We start from the raw sequence: 17,247 nt of genomic DNA, 5'->3' as shown, positions 1-17,247 counted from the left end.
TCCGTTTATGTAGAATAACTACACCGCACGGACTTCGTCTTGCATAAACGCCAGCCAAATTGCTGCAAAAATAACCCTGAAACGTCAACACGCCCTAATGTGTTGGCACTAGGGAATACTCCTGATCCCTGTGTCTTCCTCCATTTCGGCGAGTAGCACCTCTTCAAGCACCAGCATCCAGGCGCCGCGTAGCTGCGCCTGTTGCCAGTAACGTACTAACTCATCTAAATCCAGCAGATTTAAGTGGGAAAAACTGTAGCTTAAACAGGGGATAAGCGCGCAATCGGCCAAGGTAAAACTGTCGCCGCACACCCAGTGACTTTGGCTCAAATGGGCATCAAGGCGCTGAAACTGGATAAACATCTGCTTTTCTATCTGCTTGATCTCAAATTCATGCCCTTCGGGCGTATGCTTTAATTTTTCTAATTGAAATAACGGGTTATTGATATCGTTATCAATAATGCGATCGAATAAGCGCACCGCTAAATTGCGCTCGGGTTCGGTGGGCAGTAACTCGGTACCGTTTCGAAAATGCCTGTCTAGGTATTCAATAATAATGCTGGACTCGGGGAGCAGTTGGCCTTCGTGGGTTTTGAGTAACGGTAGTTTCCCGGGAGGATAAAATTGCTGGAATGCTTGACGCGCTAACGGGTCGCGCAAATCGGTGATCCGCGGGTAAAAGTTCGCTTGTTTTTCATAGAGAGCAATCAACACCTTCTGTGAATAACGTGATAACGGATGATAGAACAGCTCCATAGGTGTCGACCCCACAACCCCTGCATTTTTTGACTCTACGACTTAACTTTAGTCGCTATCAAGGCGCTTGCTGTAGGATTTCCCTTAAAAGTAGTGGAAGTGGCGTAAAAGTGGTTTGCCATGCGGAATGATCCGCTCGCGCTAAAATTCGGTACTATTAGCTTTAACACCGCAGTGAAATAGAGATAACCAAAGGTAACAGTATGAGCCAGTTAGAAAGTTTCTCATCCATCTATGCCAGAGCGAGTGAGCGCAAGGGCGGTAAAAAGGGGCTCGAAGCATTGTTGCCAAGCTGCCTGAGCAGTGCCGAAATTCGCCAGTATGATGATGCCACGCTGCTCTCCGCCATGAGTCGGCAGGTGTTTCAGAGTGGCTTCGTCTGGCGTGTGGTCGATAATAAGTGGCCCGCCTATGAGCAGTCTTTCTTTCATTTCGTGCCTGAAAAGGTATTGATGTTGTCGCCCGAGCAGATCCAAGCCCGCGCCGCGGATGCGACCTTAATTCGCCATTTAAAGAAGACCCAAGCGATTTATGACAATGCGCTGATGATCCATGATATTGCCCGCGAACATGGCAGCTTGGCTAAGCTGATTGCCGACTGGCCGACCGAAGATATCGTCGGGCTTTGGGCACTCTTAAAGAAACGCGGCGCTCGTCTCGGCGGCAATACTGGGCCGTATTTCTTACGTGGAATTGGTAAGGACACCTTTTTGTTAACCGATGATGTGCAAGGTTATTTTAAGGCACACAAGCTGGTAGATGCCGGTTTTAGCTCGCAAACGGCGCTAAAGCAGGTGCAGGCAGCCTTCAATCAATGGCAGCAAGAATCGGGTCGGTGTCTTGCGGATATTAGCCGCGTCTTAGCCTGTAGCGTGGGTGATAATCGTATTTAGATAAAAAAGGACCAGCCACATTGGCTGGTCAAGGCTCGATATATCAAGCAATTGGAGTACTGCAGGGAAGCAGTGAGATGAACGGGTAAGTCACATAACGATTAAAAGCTTTTACTGATCCCAATGACGACTCTGTCATCGAAGATTTGAGTTTGAGTGCCATAGACTTTATGGTCACTGTCGACAGTACTGCCGTGGTAGCGCAGGTCGAAGTTGAGGCCGTAATAAGCTTTGCTCAAACCAATGTTCCAGTGGCCCCAACCTTCGGCACCATCACCGCTGAGGTCTTGATAACCCACTGAGGCCGAGATTTTTACGCCATTGTCAAAGCTATAGCTTGGGTGCAAGGCATAGTTAACCCCGTGCCAGCCATCGACACCAAACCAATCATCAACCGTTGGGGTGACTTCGAGTTGCAGATTTGCGCGGCCAAATTGTTTGCCTACTTTTAACCATAGCTCGGTGTAGTTGGAGTAGGACGCACCGGGATAGAGGTATGAAAACAACATCACATCGTAGGTAAAACCTGAGTCGCCAAATTCCCCCGCTTTGCCAATAAAAGGTGCGGTAACGATTTCTAAGTTAGGATCGGCAAATTTGATGTTGGAGCTAAATACCCCTGCATACCAGCCTTGGTTGTGATTCCAGCTCAGCGTGCCTTGCACCACAGGAATATCGCCGTCTAAGGTTTCTGATTCACCACGAAACACATAGTCGGATGCAAAGTTAAGGTTGCCGTTAATGGTGCCGCCAAAGAGTTGATTATCTTCGGCGCCGTGGGAGCTTGCTGCCAAAGAAAGCAACGCCCCTGTCAGCAAAAATTTAGTACGAGTCTTCATAATCATCATCTCAAAGTATTGGGAATTGTTAGCGCACCTTTATCGTAAAAATAAGTTGTGAATAGCGGTGCAGCTTGGGATGAACCAATGACGAAAAGATATGAATGTGAACAAGCAGCGAAATAGCGCGATTGCGAGCAGCGTTTATTTTTTAAATACGTTTTTTGGGAAGCAGAGTTTCATTTAATGGGGTGTAAATCGCCATTTCGGGTTTGCCCTCAATTACACTTGGTCATAAAATGTCGCGTCCAAGGTTTTGGGCGTCTCTCATTTCCAAGATGTAGATTTAAAAAGAATTTACATAAGCCATATATTATTTCACGGTATCAAGAGTATTTTTCGCCTACGATTTTTCAACGCTTTAGTTGGATAACAAGGCGATATGAACCATCCTTGTTTATCAAGCATCTGCCGTTATTTGGGGGATATTATATGCGTAAAATCTTATTAATGAGAGGCGTGAGCGAATATATTGCATCGTTATCGATTAACTGTGTTCAGCATTTATGGTGACTAAAGCTGTGTTGCCAAACATGTTTGCAACATTTTTGATATAGAGTAGGCTGGATAAGTGCTTTGTATCGTATAACGCTAACAACCTTATCCACTATTAGCATATTCATTAAATAGGGTAACAATTTAATGAATAAGGTATTCGCTAGGGTGTAAACATTTTCATTAGTTTACATTTTAGTTGGTTTATCTTTCTTGTTCATCCTTATAGGGTATGCGATAAGTAGCAGATTTGATTTTAGTTATAATTACGGCCGTGAGTTCACCATTGCAGCGTGGCAAAACGGTAGCGTTAATATTTAAAGGAGTTCTCATGCGGCAGACAATTAAACTTGCCTCAGTAATTAGCGTGGCGTTGTGGATGGCAGCTTGTAGCCCTCAAGAAGAGAAGGCTGGTCATGCTGGCGCTGGGCCGCAGAGTGTTGAGGTGGGGGTCATCAATGTGGCGACCAAACCTCAGGTTATCCAAGTCGAATTACCGGGCCGTAGCAAGGCATTCCTCGAAGCCGAAGTGCGTCCTCAAGTGAATGGTATTATTACCAAGCGTAGCTTTGTTGAAGGCGGTCATGTGAAGCAGGGCGAGTCCCTCTATCAAATCGATTCTGCGCCTTACAAAGCGGCATTGGTAAGCGCAAATGCCGATTTAGCCAGAGCGAATGCAAGCCTTGCATCGGCTAAGGCGAAAGCTGCGCGTTATCAGCAGTTAGTGAAGACTAACGCCATCAGTAAGCAGGATTTCGACGAAGCTGAAGCGGCTTACAAAGAAGCGCTGGCGAGTGTGACTGTGGCTGAAGCGGCAATCAACACTGCCAAAATTAACCTCGAATACACCGAAGTGTTAGCGCCTATTTCAGGCCGTATCGGTAAATCGAGCGTGACAGCCGGTGCGCTGGTCACCGCTAACCAAAGCCAAACGTTGGCGACCATTCAACAGCTCGACCCTATCAATGTGGATATCGCGCAGTCGAGTGCTCAGCTGTTACGTCTAAAAGCCAAGCTGCAGCAAGGTAAGCTGCAGGCGGCTGATAATGCCGACGTGCAGTTAGTCTTAGAAGACGGCACGATTTATGGCCACAGCGGTAAGCTGCAATTTGCTGAAGTGAGTGTGGATGAAAACACTGGCTCAGTGATCCTGCGTGCAGAGTTCCCTAACCCCGATGGCATCTTACTGCCTGGCATGTATGTTCGCGCCGTATTGAATACCGGTACCGATCCTCAAGCCATCCTAGTGCCACAAAAAGCCATTAGCCGTAACGCTAAGGGTCAAGCCGTGGCTATGGTGGTGAACGATCAAGGCGTAGTGGAAGCAAAAATTGTTACCACAGCTGAAGTTATCGACAATCAATGGCGTATTACTGCCGGTTTGGAAGCGGGCGATAAGTTGATTGTGGAAGGATTACAAAAGATCCGTCCAGGTGCACCAGTCACTCCCAAAGTTATTTCTGAAACCCAAGCACAATAGGGCATAGCTATGGCACGTTTTTTTATTGATCGCCCCATCTTTGCGTGGGTGATCGCCTTAATCATTATGTTGGCGGGGGTTCTGTCGATCCGATCCCTGCCAGTCTCGCAGTACCCCAGTATTGCGCCACCGACAGTGGTGATCAGTGCGAACTACCCAGGTGCATCGGCCAAAATCGTTGAAGACTCAGTGACTCAGGTGATTGAGCAACGTATGAAGGGTATCGACCACCTACGTTATATCGCATCAACCAGTGATAGCTTTGGTAACGCTTCTATTACCTTGACCTTTAACGCAGAAGCCGATCCGGATATCGCGCAGGTTCAGGTACAGAACAAGTTACAGGGCGCAATGACTTTGTTACCACAAGAGGTGCAATCTCAAGGGGTTAACGTTAACAAGTCAAGCTCTGGCTTCCTGATGGTACTGGGCTTCGTTTCGACCGACGGTTCTTTAGATAAGGGTGACATCGCCGACTATGTGGGCGCTAACATCCAAGATCCTATGAGCCGTGTACCGGGCGTGGGCGAAATTCAGATTTTCGGTGCCCAATACGCGATGCGTATATGGTTAGACCCACTGAAACTGACCCAATACAACCTCACCAGTTTAGATGTGGTGAGCGCTATCCGTGCGCAAAACGCGCAGGTATCTGCGGGTCAACTCGGTGGCACACCATCACTGCCTGGACAAGAGCTAAACGCGACTGTATCGGCACAGAGCCGTCTACAAACGCCTGAGCAATTCCGCAAGATCATTCTTAAATCCGATACGTCGGGTGCGAACGTATTCTTGGGTGATGTGGCGCGTGTTGAACTGGGTTCAGAAAGCTATGCAGTAGAGTCTCTGTATAACGGCAAACCAGCTTCGGGTATCGCGATTAAGCTGGCAACCGGCGCTAACGCCCTTGATACGGCGGCAGCAGTTCGCGCTAAAGTTGAAGAGTTACGTCCCTTCTTCCCTGCTGGGTTAGATGTGGTTTACCCCTACGATACAACGCCATTCGTTGAGAAATCGATTGAAGGCGTAGTACACACTCTGCTTGAAGCTATCGTACTGGTGTTTGTCATCATGTACCTCTTCCTGCAGAACTTCCGTGCGACCTTAATTCCAACGATCGCCGTGCCTGTCGTATTGTTGGGTACCTTTGCGATTCTGTCGGCAACGGGCTTCTCCATCAACACCCTCACCATGTTCGCTATGGTGTTGGCGATTGGTCTGCTCGTGGACGACGCGATTGTGGTGGTGGAAAACGTTGAGCGGGTTATGGCAGAAGAGGGCCTAAGCCCACTCGAGGCGACCCGTAAGTCGATGGATCAAATTACTGGCGCGTTAGTCGGTATCGGTCTGACCTTGTCGGCGGTATTCGTACCTATGGCGTTTATGTCGGGTTCTACTGGGGTTATTTACCGTCAGTTCTCGATCACTATCGTTTCTGCGATGGCGCTGTCTGTGCTGGTGGCCTTGATTTTAACACCTGCACTCTGTGCGACCATGTTAAAACCGTTGAAGAAAGGCCATGGCCATATCGAAACAGGTTTCTTTGGCTGGTTTAACCGTGGCTTCGATCGCTTAACCAACCGTTACGAATCGAGCGTGGCTGGCATTGTGAAGCGTAGTTTCAGAGTCATGATGATTTACGCTGCGCTAGTCGTGGCAGTGGGCTGGATTTTCATGCGCATGCCAACGGCATTCTTACCTGATGAAGACCAAGGTATCTTGTTCACGCAGGCAATTTTGCCAACCAACTCTACCCAAGAAAGCACCATGAAAGTGTTAGAGAAAGTCTCTGATCACTATCTGGCAGAAGAGGGCGTGAGATCGGTATTCAGCGTGGCGGGCTTCAGTTTCGCGGGTCAAGGCCAGAACATGGGTATTGCCTTCGTTGGCTTGAAGGATTGGTCAGAGCGTGAAGCGCCAGGTATGGATGTGCAATCCATTGCGGGCCGCGCGATGGGCGTATTCAGCCAAATGAAAGAAGCCTTCGTATTCGCCTTCGTACCGCCTGCGGTAATCGAGCTGGGTACGGCTAACGGTTTCGATATGTACCTGCAAGATAAGAATGGCCAAGGGCACGACAAGTTAGTCGCAGCGCGTAACCAATTGTTAGGTATGGCGGCACAGAATCCAAACCTCGTGGGCGTTCGTCCAAACGGTCAGGAAGATGCGCCAATCTATCAGTTGCATATCGACCACGCCAAACTGAGTGCCTTAGGCATTGAGATTGCGAACGTGAACAGCGTGCTCGCAACCGCATGGGGTGGCTCTTATGTAAACGACTTTATCGACCGCGGTCGTGTGAAGAAAGTTTACGTACAGGGTGATGCGCAATACCGTATGCAACCTGAAGACTTAGACACTTGGTACGTGCGTAACAACAAGGGCGACATGGTGCCATTCTCGGCCTTCGCAACGGGCGCTTGGGAATATGGTTCACCTCGTCTAGAGCGTTTCAACGGTTTACCTGCCATGAACATTCAAGGCGCAACGGCTCCTGGTTTCAGTACTGGTGCGGCGATGAATATCATGGAAGACATGGTGAAGCAGTTGCCACCAGGCTTTGGTATCGAGTGGAACGGCTTATCCTATGAGGAACGTTTATCGGGTAACCAAGCGCCAGCGCTGTATGCTCTGTCGATTTTGGTGGTATTCCTCGTACTGGCGGCGCTTTATGAGAGCTGGTCTGTACCGTTCGCAGTAATCCTAGTGGTTCCGCTAGGGATTATCGGTGCCCTGCTGGCGATGAATGGTCGTGGCTTGCCAAACGACGTGTTCTTCCAGGTGGGTCTGTTGACGACGGTCGGTTTGGCGACGAAGAACGCCATCTTGATTGTGGAATTCGCCAAAGAATTCTATGAGAAAGGTGCGGGACTTATCGAGGCGACCTTACATGCGGTACGTGTGCGTTTGCGTCCAATTCTGATGACGTCACTCGCCTTCGGTCTAGGTGTTGTACCGTTAGCGATTAGTACAGGTGTAGGTTCTGGTAGTCAGAACGCCATCGGTACTGGGGTACTCGGCGGTATGATGAGTTCGACCTTCCTAGGTATCTTCTTCGTGCCGTTGTTCTTCGTGATTGTGGAACGTATCTTTAGTAAGCGCGAGAAGAAAGGTAAAGAAGAAAAGCCGACCTCGGCGGAGTAATCGAACCTAACACTCTTAAAGCCCTGCACATGCAGGGCTTTTTGTTAGCGTATCGTTACTACGATGGATAGCCAGCATTAACCAATTCAGGCATATTGGCGGAATCATAATGATGGGGAGCTTGGTATGTCGGCACAGGAACTTGCAGCGCTGGATAAAGCCATAGCCAAGGGAAAGTGGTTTTCTATCCTAGTGGTTGGTGTCTTGTTTTGGGGTTGTATGACTTCAGTCGTGGTCGCCACTATCCATTATTTGACCTCAGATACATCCTTTTGGGGTGAGTTAGCTCGGGCACTCTATCTTTATCCTGCGGCAGGGATTTTATTTGGTTGGTTTGACTGGGTGCGGCTACAACGTAAAAGAGATAGACTGCGCGCCGAATATTATCAGCCGCATAATGAGTAACAGTACGTTGGCTTTAGGAGCAAAGTGGTGTCATCGGTGAGAGGTTTTATGACCAAGCAGCTTATCATGGCAGTCGTTTGCCATTGTATCGCCGTGGGCACGGTCGCCTATGGCGCTTATGAGTTTTATCTTGAGCAGCTGGCCGTTCCTGAGCTGACTCGCCTCTTCGCCGTTGCTGTGTTTTTTATTGGCATGGGGCTCGACCCTAATATGTTTTTTACTCCCCTCAACCAAGTGATGAGTCAGGCCGAGGATAAATCGCCTAAGGCAAAATTACAGACTGTGGTGTTTAATCTGGGGGTTTTCTTGCTGATCTGTAGTTTTTTAATGGAATGGCTGTACGACTGAAGTCGTTAATCCTTGCATGAATTCGGACATCAAAAAGGGCGTCGAGCTTAGCTTCGACGCCCTTTTTATTAGGGATGGAGTTAGACCGGCTTAAGGCGTGTAGTAAGTGGCTGCGCCCGGTCCCACTGGCAGACCAAAGCCAAACACCCACAGGAAGAAGAACGTCGTCCAGCCAACGAAAAACACTAAGGTGTACGGCAGCATAGTGGCGATAAGCGTGCCTATGCCGAGGTTTTTCTGGTAACGGCAAGCCACGGCCAAAATCAGCCCAAAATAACTCATCATAGGCGTGACTAAGTTAGTGACTGAGTCGCCAATACGGTAGGCCGCTTGAATGGTTTCGGGCGCATAGCCGACTAACATCAGCATGGGCACAAAAATCGGTGCGGTAATGGCCCACTGGGCCGAGGCGCTACCCAGCATCAAGTTGATAAAGCCACAGATCATAATAAAAAACAGGAACAGGATTGGCCCAGTTAAGCCAATGGATTGCAGGGCATCGGCACCCAGTACGGCTAACACGGCGCCGAGATTACTCCAGTTAAAAAAGGCCACAAATTGCGCCGCAAAGAATACCAGTACGATATACAGCCCCATAGTGCTCATGCTGTGCGACATGGCATTGATAACGTCTTTATCGTTTTTAATGCTGCCAACGACCTTGCCGTAGACAAAACCGGGGATAGCAAAACAGATAAAGATAAAGGCGACTATGCCTTTGAGGAATGGCGAACCCGAGACCAGACCGGTTTTCGGATCGCGCAGTGGCGCACCTTCTGGCACGACGGACAGCGCAAGGAATACCGCTAGCACCAGCATAGATAATCCCGCCCACTTGAGGCCGCGTTTTTCCAGCTCGGTGACATTGCCCATTGATTGGTGCACGGTCTCATCGGCATCATCGCCTTGATATTTGCCCAGTTTCGGCTCGACAATTTTCTCGGTCACAAAGGCGCCGAGGAAAGTGATCACAAAGGTCGAGACAAACATAAAGTACCAGTTAACCTCGGGGCCGACGTTGTAGTCGGGATCGATCATCCGCGCCGCCGCCTCAGTGATACCCGATAACAGCGGATCGACAGTACCAAGCAATAGGTTAGCGCTGTATCCCCCTGATACCCCAGCAAATGCTGCGGCAAGCCCCGCCAGTGGATGACGACCTAAGGAGTGGAAGATCATCGCCGCCATAGGAATTAATACCACATACCCAAGCTCTGCCGCCGTGTTCGACATAATGCCTGCAAACACGATAGTTAACGTCACTAATCGCTTCGACGCACCCATAACGAGTGCCCGCATCGCCGCGGATAACAACCCAGAACGCTCGGCGATACCCACACCGAGTAGGGCGACCAGCACAGTGCCTAAGGGCGTAAAGCCGGTGAAGTTAGTGACTAAGTTGGACACTATCATCCGCAAGCCTTCGGCATTCATCAGGCTGACGACGTGGATAAGTCCATCGGCGCCTCGGCCGTGGGCGCCTTCGGGGCGCGGATCGGTCACCGTTAATCCAAAGTAGCCCGCAATGCCCGATACTAAGATCACGGCGACACAGAACAGGGCGAACAAGGTAATCGGATGGGGAAGTAAGTTCCCTAAGCGTTCGACAATATTAAGAAAACGGACAAACCAGCCGCGAGAACTCATGTCGTCGGCCTGTGGTGAATTGACGGGAATATCGTTGGATTTCGAGCTCATTCTCTTGCCTCTGTCGACCTTTGCTAGCGCATTCTTTACCCGTGAGCAGAATCGATGCGGCGTACTTGGCAGAGCTATGTCTGGCCCAAGTGGTTTGATTAACGCTAAGGTGAAAGTTAAAAAATTGGCCGAAAAGTATGATGGTTAAGCTTTAATTGAAACTTAAATGTTGCAACTGCGGCTGTGCGGCGGATTATGGGGGAAATGCGGGGTAAAAAAATGGACTCACTAGGAGTCCAGTATTCACGAGCAAAAAGGTTGCTCTTAACGTTGTGCATATACACTATAGCCTAGTTTTTCTGTATCCAAGCTGAATAATCTCGCTGGTCATTTTGTTGTTTAATGCTCTGACCAGAGTAGCTAAAGCTAATATTTCATTGCGTTAGCTATCGCTTTAGATGAAATTCTTGGCCATTTATGTTTAGCTGTACCCGTTGAGACTAAGAACAAACCCTAAGGATGGAAGATGGACAAACTGTTATTAGGATTAGCGCTGATTTTTATCGTCACCTACCTTTGGTACGTCAGCCTAGTCAAAAAGCGCAATACCGCCCTCGAAGCCCTGTCGGGAATCGATGTGCAGTTAGCCAAGCGCGCCGATCTTGTGCCCAATATCCTCAAAATCGCTAAGCGATTTATGGATCATGAAAAGTCATTACTCACTGAAATCACTGAGCTACGCACGCAATTAACCCGCAATTACAACAAGACAGATCCGAATGCGGTGAAAGAGCATATCGCGCAAGCCGAGAAGCTGAACGATAAAATGGGTGCCTTGATGGTGAGCGTTGAAAGCTACCCTGAGCTGAAGTCAGACAACACTATGCTCGAGGCGATGCAAACCTATAACGAGGTCGAAGCCCATATCTCTGCTGCCCGCCGTTTCTATAATTCGGCGGTGTCTGAGTTAAATACTGCCGTTGAGATTTTCCCCGGGTCGATTATTGCGTCGATGGCAAACATTAAGGTGATGCCATTCTACGAGGTGAATGAAGCCTCTAAAGCGCCGATAGACGCGGCGGATTATCTGTAATCCTTCGATATTTGCGGGGCCAAGATAGGCTCCGCAAACATATTAACTAAATGAATATACTCACCTTTATCTTAGGCAGTCCCATCAAGGCTCAGCGGCAGGCGGTAAGATTGTCGGCGGACGCTTCGGATAGGGCGTCGCTGCAGGAGTACTACGATACCCAACTGGCGCCGCTGGCCGCCCGCTATGAAACCAAGCGCGTCAACAGCCTTAAGGCCACGCGTAAACGCTTATATCTTAGTTTGGTGATAGTCGTAGGTCTCGTGCTGTTAGCGCTATTGGGACATAGCCGTGGACTCATGCTGTTTCCGCTGCCGTTTGTCGCACTATTGGGATTAGGTTTTTGGAGTTTTACACCGACTCGGCAGTTTAAGCGGCAAGTGCAGCAAGAAATTTATCCCATCATGTTTAAGTACTTTGGCGAGGATTTTATCTACAACCGCGAGATGCGCCTCGACATGAATCGTCTCACTGCGGCTAAGGTGCTACCCAATTACGATAAAGCGAGCTTTGGTGATTATATTCAAGGTCAGTACAAGGGCATCGAGTTAGTCGTCAATGAGTTAACCCTGACCAAAGACGTGCGAGTGGAGGAGTGGGACGGCAATAAACGCCGAACCGTAACTCGCACCGAGACTTGCTTTCGCGGCACTGTGGTTGAGCTGAGTAGCCATAAGCAATTTATTGGTCATACCGTGGTATTAAAGGATCGCGGCGGGCTGGCCAATTTCTTATCCGACAGCCACTCAGGGCTGCAAAGGGTTAAGCTTGAAGATCCCCTGTTCGAAAAAGAGTTCGATGTGTTTTCAACGGATCAAATCGAGTCGCGCTATTTGCTCAATACCGCCTTTATGGAGCGTTTGCAGCAATTGGCAAAGTCCTTCGATGGGGAGATTCAATGCGCCTTCTTTCGCAACCGTTTGATCTTGTTTTTGCCTAATCGCCGCAGTCGTTTTCAGATGCGCTCTATCTTCGACAGTGCTCATTTTTCGGCGGAATTTAGCCAGTTAAACCGTGAGATGAAGCAACTCTTTGCTATTATTGAAGTACTTAAACTCAACGAACACACGGGACTTTGATGCCAGCAACGCATTCTTCGCCACTTTGCCTTAAGTCGATAGCCATCGTTAGCCTTGGTTTGTGGTTGGCTTGGGGAAGTGTTGCGGCCGCGTTTGCCGAAGAAGCCAAGCCTAAGCCCCGTATTGTGGCCCGTTATTCTGAAAGCGGTATTGTGAGTAACACTGGGCAAGAAAAAGTCAAAGTTTATCAATATCTACAGGCCAATGGCGTGACGGCTTTTACCGATAAAGCGCCGACCACCAATGAGTATCAAATCCTGCTCTATGACTGCTTTGCCTGTCGTCCTGATTCTAAAATTGACTGGAATGGTATTCGGCTGTTTACCCGCAATTACGATAGCTTGATCAGTCGTGCGGCTCATAAACATCAATTAGACCCGGCACTTATCCGCGCCGTGATCCACGCTGAATCGGCCTTTAATGCCAGGGCCTTGTCACGTACTGGCGCAATGGGCCTGATGCAATTGATGCCCGAAACCGCCAAAGAGATGGGCGTGACCAATGCCTTTTTGCCGGAGGAGAATATTCTCGGCGGCAGTAAGTATTTGGCGCAAATGCTAAAACAGTTCAATGGAGATATTGCATTGGCCTGCGCCGCCTACAATGCTGGGCCAACCACAGTGACCCAATACAACGGTATTCCTCCCTATCCTGAAACCCAAGCCTATGTGGAACGGGTGCAAATTCTGCTAAAACGTTACCGCAGCGCCAAAGTCTAGCTGCTCTGTTGCATGCGGTGATGACGCAATAGGATTGGCTTATTCGCCAACTTCCCATTTAACGATGACATTGCCATCGGATTGGCCTAAGTTTTTGCCGAGATAATCGAGCATCTCAGTCGCGATTTCATCCAGTTGCCAAGGTGGGTTAATCACCCATAGTCCTGCGGCTGTCATGCCAAATTCATTGGAGTCCGGCTTGATTGCCTGTTCGATACGTAACTGGCGCTTAATGCCGCTGCCGGCTAAGCGGGAAAGCATTTCTTCCGTCTGCGCGCGGTTGACTACGGGATACCAGAGCATAAATACGCCCGTGGCAAAGCGTTTGTGTGCCTTGATTAAGGTCTCGGCGACCGTTTGATAGTCGGTCTTAATCTCATAACTGGGATCGACAAGTACCAGTGCGCGGCGCTCAAGTGGCGGTACCGCAGCAATCAATCCTTTAAGGCCATCGCCCTTGATGACTTTTACCTGCTTATCCTGCTCGAAATACTCATCCAGCAGCAGATGATCGGTACCGTGCAGCTCGTGCAGCAGCATACGATCCTTCGGCCCAAGCTCCATATCGATAATGGCAGGAGAACCTGGGTAAAAGTTGAGTTCTTCTGGATTGTCTTCATTAAAGTGACGCACCGCATCTACATAATCCTGCAGGGATTTTGGCAGATCGGTTTTATTCCAAAGCTTAGCTACGCCTTCGAGGTATTCGCCCGTCTTCTGAGCAAACTCATCCGTTAACGCATAACCGCCCGCACCCGCATGGGTATCGATATAGACTAAGGGTTTGTCTTTCTTATGCATTAACTGCAAAGTTTGCAGCAAAATAGCGTGTTTCAGCACATCGGCATAATTGCCGGCGTGATAACCGTGGCGGTAACTTAACATGGAGGATCCTAGTTATTTGCAAACAATGCAAAGGGAGGCAAACGCATGTGGGCAATTATACCTAGGATGCCTTAAAGCGTAAAACGAATGCCTCAGTTAGCCGTTTTTTTCTGTGCTAACCAGTGGGTTGGGGTTTGCATTTGATAGGTTTTTAGCCACAACGAGGCTGGTGCAGGTTTGCCAAATAAGTAGCCTTGGAATTGTTCACACCCCAGTGCTGTGAGCTGTATCAATTGGGTTTCAGTTTCAATCCCCTCGGCAATAACATGCAGTTTTAAACTCTTTGCCAACAGAATTGCCGCGTTGACAATTTGCGTGTGGCGCTCGCTAATGCCGAGCTGGCTGACAAAGTAGCGATCAATTTTTATTGTATCGGCGCTTATGTCAATCAGCTGGCTCAAGGAAGCATGGCCTGTGCCGAAATCGTCGATCGCAATGGAAACGCCCATTCTCGCGAGTGTGTTTAAGCGTCTGCCAGTTTCTTTGTGGGTGGAAAACACTGAGGTTTCGGTGATTTCAATTTCTAAAATTGGAATGAGTTCGGGATGGTTAATATATGTCTGGATCAGTACCTTGAAGAATCGATCCGATAAAATATCTTGTCCCGATAGGTTGAAGGCAATCTTAGTCATAGGGACATTTTTGGGCCAAGCACGGATCAATTGAAGTAATTGCCTAAACACTTTAATGGCGAAAATCGCCTGCAACTGCGATGACTCTATGATGGGGATAAAGGTGCTGGGCATGATCATACTGCCGTCTTTGTCGAACATTCTGGCGAGCGCTTCAAAGCTAATAATATGCCCATCTGCCAACACTTTTGGTTGCAGCCACATTTCCAGTCGGTTGTGTTTTAGCGCGTCGCGGATTTTGCTTTCTTGCGAGGATGCCTCAAGTAAATTGTTAATCAAGCCAACGTAATACACCATAACTGGGTTGGCTTGGGTGGTTTGTTTAATGGCAATCAAGCATTGCTCGGCGGCTTGCTGCGGAGCGGGTTTATGGCCAGAACTACAGCCAACGCGGCACTCTAAATGGTATTCAATCTGTTGTTCTTGCTTAAGTTTTAAACTTGTCGGAATGCGAAGACGTAATTGCGGTGCGAGCGTCTCTGGCGAGATGAGTGGCAGTTCGGTAAATTCCAGGGCAAAGGATGCACCTCTAAAACGATATATTTTGGCCTGATGGCCGAAGCGCTCTTTAAGTTCTAAGGCAAAGGCTTTGAGGATGGCATCTCCCACGCTGATGCCAAAGGCGGCATTAATTTGGCTTAGATTATCGATCTTAACTAGGGCGACTGTCATTTCCTGGTGGGCGGTACTTGGTGTCGGGTTATACCAGTGGTTCTCGTTGGGTAAGCCAGTGACTAAATCGTAAAAATGGGTACTGATATGGTGCTTTTTGAGTCGATTGAGTTCGAGCTCATGATTGGCTTGTGCCGTGATATCGTGGCAGTGAAACAGCAAGGTATCATGGTGCTCTAATGAGGCTTTTTGCAGTAGATATCGGCTGCCGCTATTGTGCCTTAAACGGGTATGGAATGAGGCGGCCAACAAATTCGTACTGGTATCTTGGTCCACTTCAAAAATATCACACAGGCGAGTGCGATTAAGTGTGACATCTCCTGCGATTTGTTTTGCCGCATTATTCAAGTTGAGGATCACTCCATCTTCATTACAGAAGAAGGAGGCCGTGCCATTATTGTCAAAGATTTCAGCATATTGATCTAAAGAGCGTTGCAGCGCGTGTTGATGCTGGATCATTTGCTGCGCATGGACTTTCTGGGTTTTTAACAACCGCATGGCTGACAACGGGATACAAATATTGAAAAACATAAACAACAGCCCGTTGAGGTAAGCGTGGGTCGCTGGCAGGCTAATATCTACATCGACAATAGGCGGGAGATTCTGGTTACGCAGTAGCAATAAGAAAGGCAGCACATTGAAGCACATCATCCAGAAGGCGACTTTTCGACCAAACAGGAAAAGCGCCATCAGCGGTAGCGTATACAGGAAGGTAATGCCTGCTTGCGACAAGGTAAAATCTGGAATAAACAACAGTATTGCCAAGCAGGCCGCGACCACCATGGCCAGCAAGCTGATTGAGCTCGCCAGCAAATACCGACGGGTAAACCATAATGCGAGAAATAAGACGGTTAAAAAACTGACCGTAATGCCAATAATAAAGCTGAGGTTGAGTTCATATGCGATCAAGGAGCTATGCAGCACTATGCTGGTGGTCAGAATGGCACCACTTAGCAAAATAATCCGCAATAAACTGGTTTTTAATATGGTTCTATCGGGGTTTAAAAAGTCTTGCTCCCTGATAAACAAAAAACCTTTCAGCCAGTTAAGCAAAAAATGTCCTTATTCCGTATGGAAGTCGCAAGGTTGGCTCGGAACAAAACATATAACACAAATCGCTAAACTGTTATATAAATAGATTTTTGCCTTTATCAATCAGTTAATTACACTGTGACTCATGTTTGAGTTTACCTAAGGTGGCTTAGACAAATTGACTCATAGAATAATGAGCATTAACAAGATGATTGACCGAGTTACATATTCACGAAGCAGATTTTTAGGCATAATAGCCATCATTTTGTTGCTTTGAAGATAGCCTGTGACTCCGATTTTTTTTAATCAGCAATTTCCAACTCTTGTGGACATTTGTGCCCGCTGGCAACTGGTTTTTGATGCCGATGCGCCGTTTGAAGTGCGTTTTGAATCAGACACCTTGACGCTACATAAGCGCGATGAGCCTAAGCTCGATGGCATAGTGGTGGATTTTGTCACTGGCGCGGTTGCCCATAGACGCAAGTTTGGTGGTGGTCGTGGGCAGTCGATTGCTAAGGCTGTCGGGTTAAAGCAGGGTGTTACCCCAAAAGTGGTCGATGGTACAGCGGGCCTCGGCCGCGATGCCTTTGTGTTGGCAAGTTTAGGCTGCACTGTGACTATGGTAGAGCGCCATCCTGTAGTGGCCGCATTATTAGAAGATGGCCTGCGCCGTGCCTATCAAGATGCCGAAATCGGCGACTGGATGCGTGAACGTATGCAGCTTTTCCATGGTTCTAGCCTCGAAGCACTCGCCAAATTAGAGCAAGAGGTCGATGTCGTCTACCTCGACCCTATGTACCCTCACCGTGACAAATCAGCCTTAGTTAAAAAAGAAATGCGAGTCTTTCAAACCTTAGTCGGTGCGGATCTCGACGCCGATGGATTGCTCGCACCCGCCATGGCTCTAGCCAGTAAGCGTGTAGTGGTGAAGCGCCCCGATTATGCCGAAGACCTCGCCGGCGTTAAGCCCAGCATGGTTATCGAAACGAAGAAAAACCGCTTCGATGTCTATGTAAAATCGGCAATGAAGTAGTGCTCTTCATCCATTTTTAACGCCCTCTTGTCCCTTAGTTATTGAGGATTAAGGCAATAAAAAAGCGCTAACCTAGGTTAGCGCTTTTGTTTTTGAATAAAGGT

Annotated in this window: 14 protein-coding genes; 9 read left to right on the top strand and 5 right to left on the bottom strand. The window is 48.5% G+C overall.

From position 1 onward, the window contains the following. Positions 1-108: 108 nt before the first annotated feature. A complete protein-coding gene (locus CF168_RS20425) occupies positions 109-756 on the bottom strand; it encodes a glutathione S-transferase family protein (protein ID WP_089068822.1) in 648 nt (215 codons plus the stop codon). 203 nt (positions 757-959) lie between these two features. On the opposite strand from CF168_RS20425, the gene CF168_RS20420 reads away from it, so the two are divergent. After that, the gene (locus CF168_RS20420; RefSeq protein ID WP_089068821.1) at positions 960-1,649 is read left to right on the top strand and encodes a DNA-3-methyladenine glycosylase I; all 690 of its coding nucleotides are present in this window, start codon (positions 960-962) and stop codon (positions 1,647-1,649) included. 101 nt (positions 1,650-1,750) lie between these two features. Here the strand turns inward: CF168_RS20420 and CF168_RS20415 are convergent, their stop codons facing one another. After that, the gene (locus tag CF168_RS20415) at positions 1,751-2,497 is read right to left on the bottom strand and encodes a TorF family putative porin (protein WP_089068820.1); all 747 of its coding nucleotides are present in this window, start codon (positions 2,495-2,497) and stop codon (positions 1,751-1,753) included. Positions 2,498-3,314: 817 nt separating this feature from the next. On the opposite strand from CF168_RS20415, the gene CF168_RS20410 reads away from it, so the two are divergent. The 4 genes from CF168_RS20410 to CF168_RS20395 all read left to right on the top strand — a co-directional run bounded on the left by CF168_RS20410 (position 3,315) and on the right by CF168_RS20395 (position 8,360). Further along, positions 3,315-4,463, top strand: a complete 1,149-nt coding sequence (locus CF168_RS20410; RefSeq protein WP_023266142.1) for an efflux RND transporter periplasmic adaptor subunit — start codon at positions 3,315-3,317, stop codon at positions 4,461-4,463. Positions 4,464-4,472: 9 nt separating this feature from the next. Further along, entirely contained in the window at positions 4,473-7,607 is a 3,135-nt protein-coding gene (locus tag CF168_RS20405) for an efflux RND transporter permease subunit (RefSeq protein WP_089068819.1), read from the top strand. A 126-nt stretch (positions 7,608-7,733) separates the two neighbouring features. Beyond that, entirely contained in the window at positions 7,734-8,012 is a 279-nt protein-coding gene (locus CF168_RS20400; protein WP_089068818.1) for a hypothetical protein, read from the top strand. 48 nt (positions 8,013-8,060) lie between these two features. After that, positions 8,061-8,360, top strand: a complete 300-nt coding sequence (locus CF168_RS20395) for a hypothetical protein (RefSeq protein ID WP_088212811.1) — start codon at positions 8,061-8,063, stop codon at positions 8,358-8,360. A gap of 90 nt (positions 8,361-8,450) precedes the next feature. On the opposite strand, the gene CF168_RS20390 is transcribed toward CF168_RS20395, so the two are convergent. Continuing rightward, positions 8,451-10,058 carry an AbgT family transporter gene (locus CF168_RS20390; RefSeq protein WP_157705992.1) on the bottom strand — a complete coding sequence of 536 codons (1,608 nt, stop codon included), beginning with the start codon at positions 10,056-10,058 and terminating at the stop codon, positions 8,451-8,453. Between the two features lie 466 nt (positions 10,059-10,524). On the opposite strand from CF168_RS20390, the gene CF168_RS20385 reads away from it, so the two are divergent. Genes CF168_RS20385 through CF168_RS20375 form a run of 3 tightly spaced genes read left to right on the top strand, consistent with a single transcriptional unit; the run spans position 10,525 to position 12,889 of the window. Beyond that, complete coding sequence (locus CF168_RS20385) at positions 10,525-11,091, top strand: LemA family protein (protein ID WP_011624553.1); 567 nt, start codon at positions 10,525-10,527, stop codon at positions 11,089-11,091. A gap of 50 nt (positions 11,092-11,141) precedes the next feature. Then, on the top strand, positions 11,142-12,170 hold the full coding sequence (locus tag CF168_RS20380) for a DUF3137 domain-containing protein (RefSeq protein ID WP_089068817.1): 1,029 nt from the start codon (positions 11,142-11,144) through the stop codon (positions 12,168-12,170). After that, positions 12,170-12,889, top strand: coding sequence for a lytic transglycosylase domain-containing protein (locus CF168_RS20375; protein ID WP_089068816.1), 720 nt, complete (start codon positions 12,170-12,172; stop codon positions 12,887-12,889). Before CF168_RS20380 ends, CF168_RS20375 begins: the two co-directional genes overlap by 1 nt. A gap of 39 nt (positions 12,890-12,928) precedes the next feature. Here the strand turns inward: CF168_RS20375 and CF168_RS20370 are convergent, their stop codons facing one another. Both CF168_RS20370 and CF168_RS20365 read right to left on the bottom strand, forming a co-directional pair. After that, complete coding sequence (locus tag CF168_RS20370; protein ID WP_089068815.1) at positions 12,929-13,774, bottom strand: 23S rRNA (adenine(2030)-N(6))-methyltransferase RlmJ; 846 nt, start codon at positions 13,772-13,774, stop codon at positions 12,929-12,931. A gap of 92 nt (positions 13,775-13,866) precedes the next feature. Further along, the gene (locus tag CF168_RS20365; RefSeq protein ID WP_089068814.1) at positions 13,867-16,131 is read right to left on the bottom strand and encodes an EAL domain-containing protein; all 2,265 of its coding nucleotides are present in this window, start codon (positions 16,129-16,131) and stop codon (positions 13,867-13,869) included. A 265-nt stretch (positions 16,132-16,396) separates the two neighbouring features. Between CF168_RS20365 and CF168_RS20360 the strand changes: the two genes are divergently transcribed. Beyond that, positions 16,397-17,143 carry a class I SAM-dependent methyltransferase gene (locus tag CF168_RS20360; RefSeq protein ID WP_089068813.1) on the top strand — a complete coding sequence of 249 codons (747 nt, stop codon included), beginning with the start codon at positions 16,397-16,399 and terminating at the stop codon, positions 17,141-17,143. Positions 17,144-17,247 lie beyond the last annotated feature (104 nt).

The sequence above is a fragment of the Shewanella bicestrii genome (assembly GCF_002216875.1).
Classification (GTDB): Bacteria; Pseudomonadota; Gammaproteobacteria; order Enterobacterales; family Shewanellaceae; genus Shewanella; species Shewanella seohaensis.
The sequence above is the reverse complement of the archived record's forward strand: the minus strand, read 5'-3'. Positions and strand labels throughout refer to the sequence as shown.

Bases quoted from the DNA above. Each gene is read 5' to 3' on its own strand.
- CF168_RS20425 (WP_089068822.1), bottom strand. From the start codon at position 756: ATGGAGCTGTTCTATCATCCGTTATCACGTTATTCACAGAAGGTGTTG.
- CF168_RS20420 (WP_089068821.1), top strand. From the start codon at position 960: ATGAGCCAGTTAGAAAGTTTCTCATCCATCTATGCCAGAGCGAGTGAG.
- CF168_RS20415 (WP_089068820.1), bottom strand. From the start codon at position 2,497: ATGATGATTATGAAGACTCGTACTAAATTTTTGCTGACAGGGGCGTTG.
- CF168_RS20410 (WP_023266142.1), top strand. From the start codon at position 3,315: ATGCGGCAGACAATTAAACTTGCCTCAGTAATTAGCGTGGCGTTGTGG.
- CF168_RS20405 (WP_089068819.1), top strand. From the start codon at position 4,473: ATGGCACGTTTTTTTATTGATCGCCCCATCTTTGCGTGGGTGATCGCC.
- CF168_RS20400 (WP_089068818.1), top strand. From the start codon at position 7,734: ATGTCGGCACAGGAACTTGCAGCGCTGGATAAAGCCATAGCCAAGGGA.
- CF168_RS20395 (WP_088212811.1), top strand. From the start codon at position 8,061: ATGACCAAGCAGCTTATCATGGCAGTCGTTTGCCATTGTATCGCCGTG.
- CF168_RS20390 (WP_157705992.1), bottom strand. From the start codon at position 10,058: ATGAGCTCGAAATCCAACGATATTCCCGTCAATTCACCACAGGCCGAC.
- CF168_RS20385 (WP_011624553.1), top strand. From the start codon at position 10,525: ATGGACAAACTGTTATTAGGATTAGCGCTGATTTTTATCGTCACCTAC.
- CF168_RS20380 (WP_089068817.1), top strand. From the start codon at position 11,142: ATGAATATACTCACCTTTATCTTAGGCAGTCCCATCAAGGCTCAGCGG.
- CF168_RS20375 (WP_089068816.1), top strand. From the start codon at position 12,170: ATGCCAGCAACGCATTCTTCGCCACTTTGCCTTAAGTCGATAGCCATC.
- CF168_RS20370 (WP_089068815.1), bottom strand. From the start codon at position 13,774: ATGTTAAGTTACCGCCACGGTTATCACGCCGGCAATTATGCCGATGTG.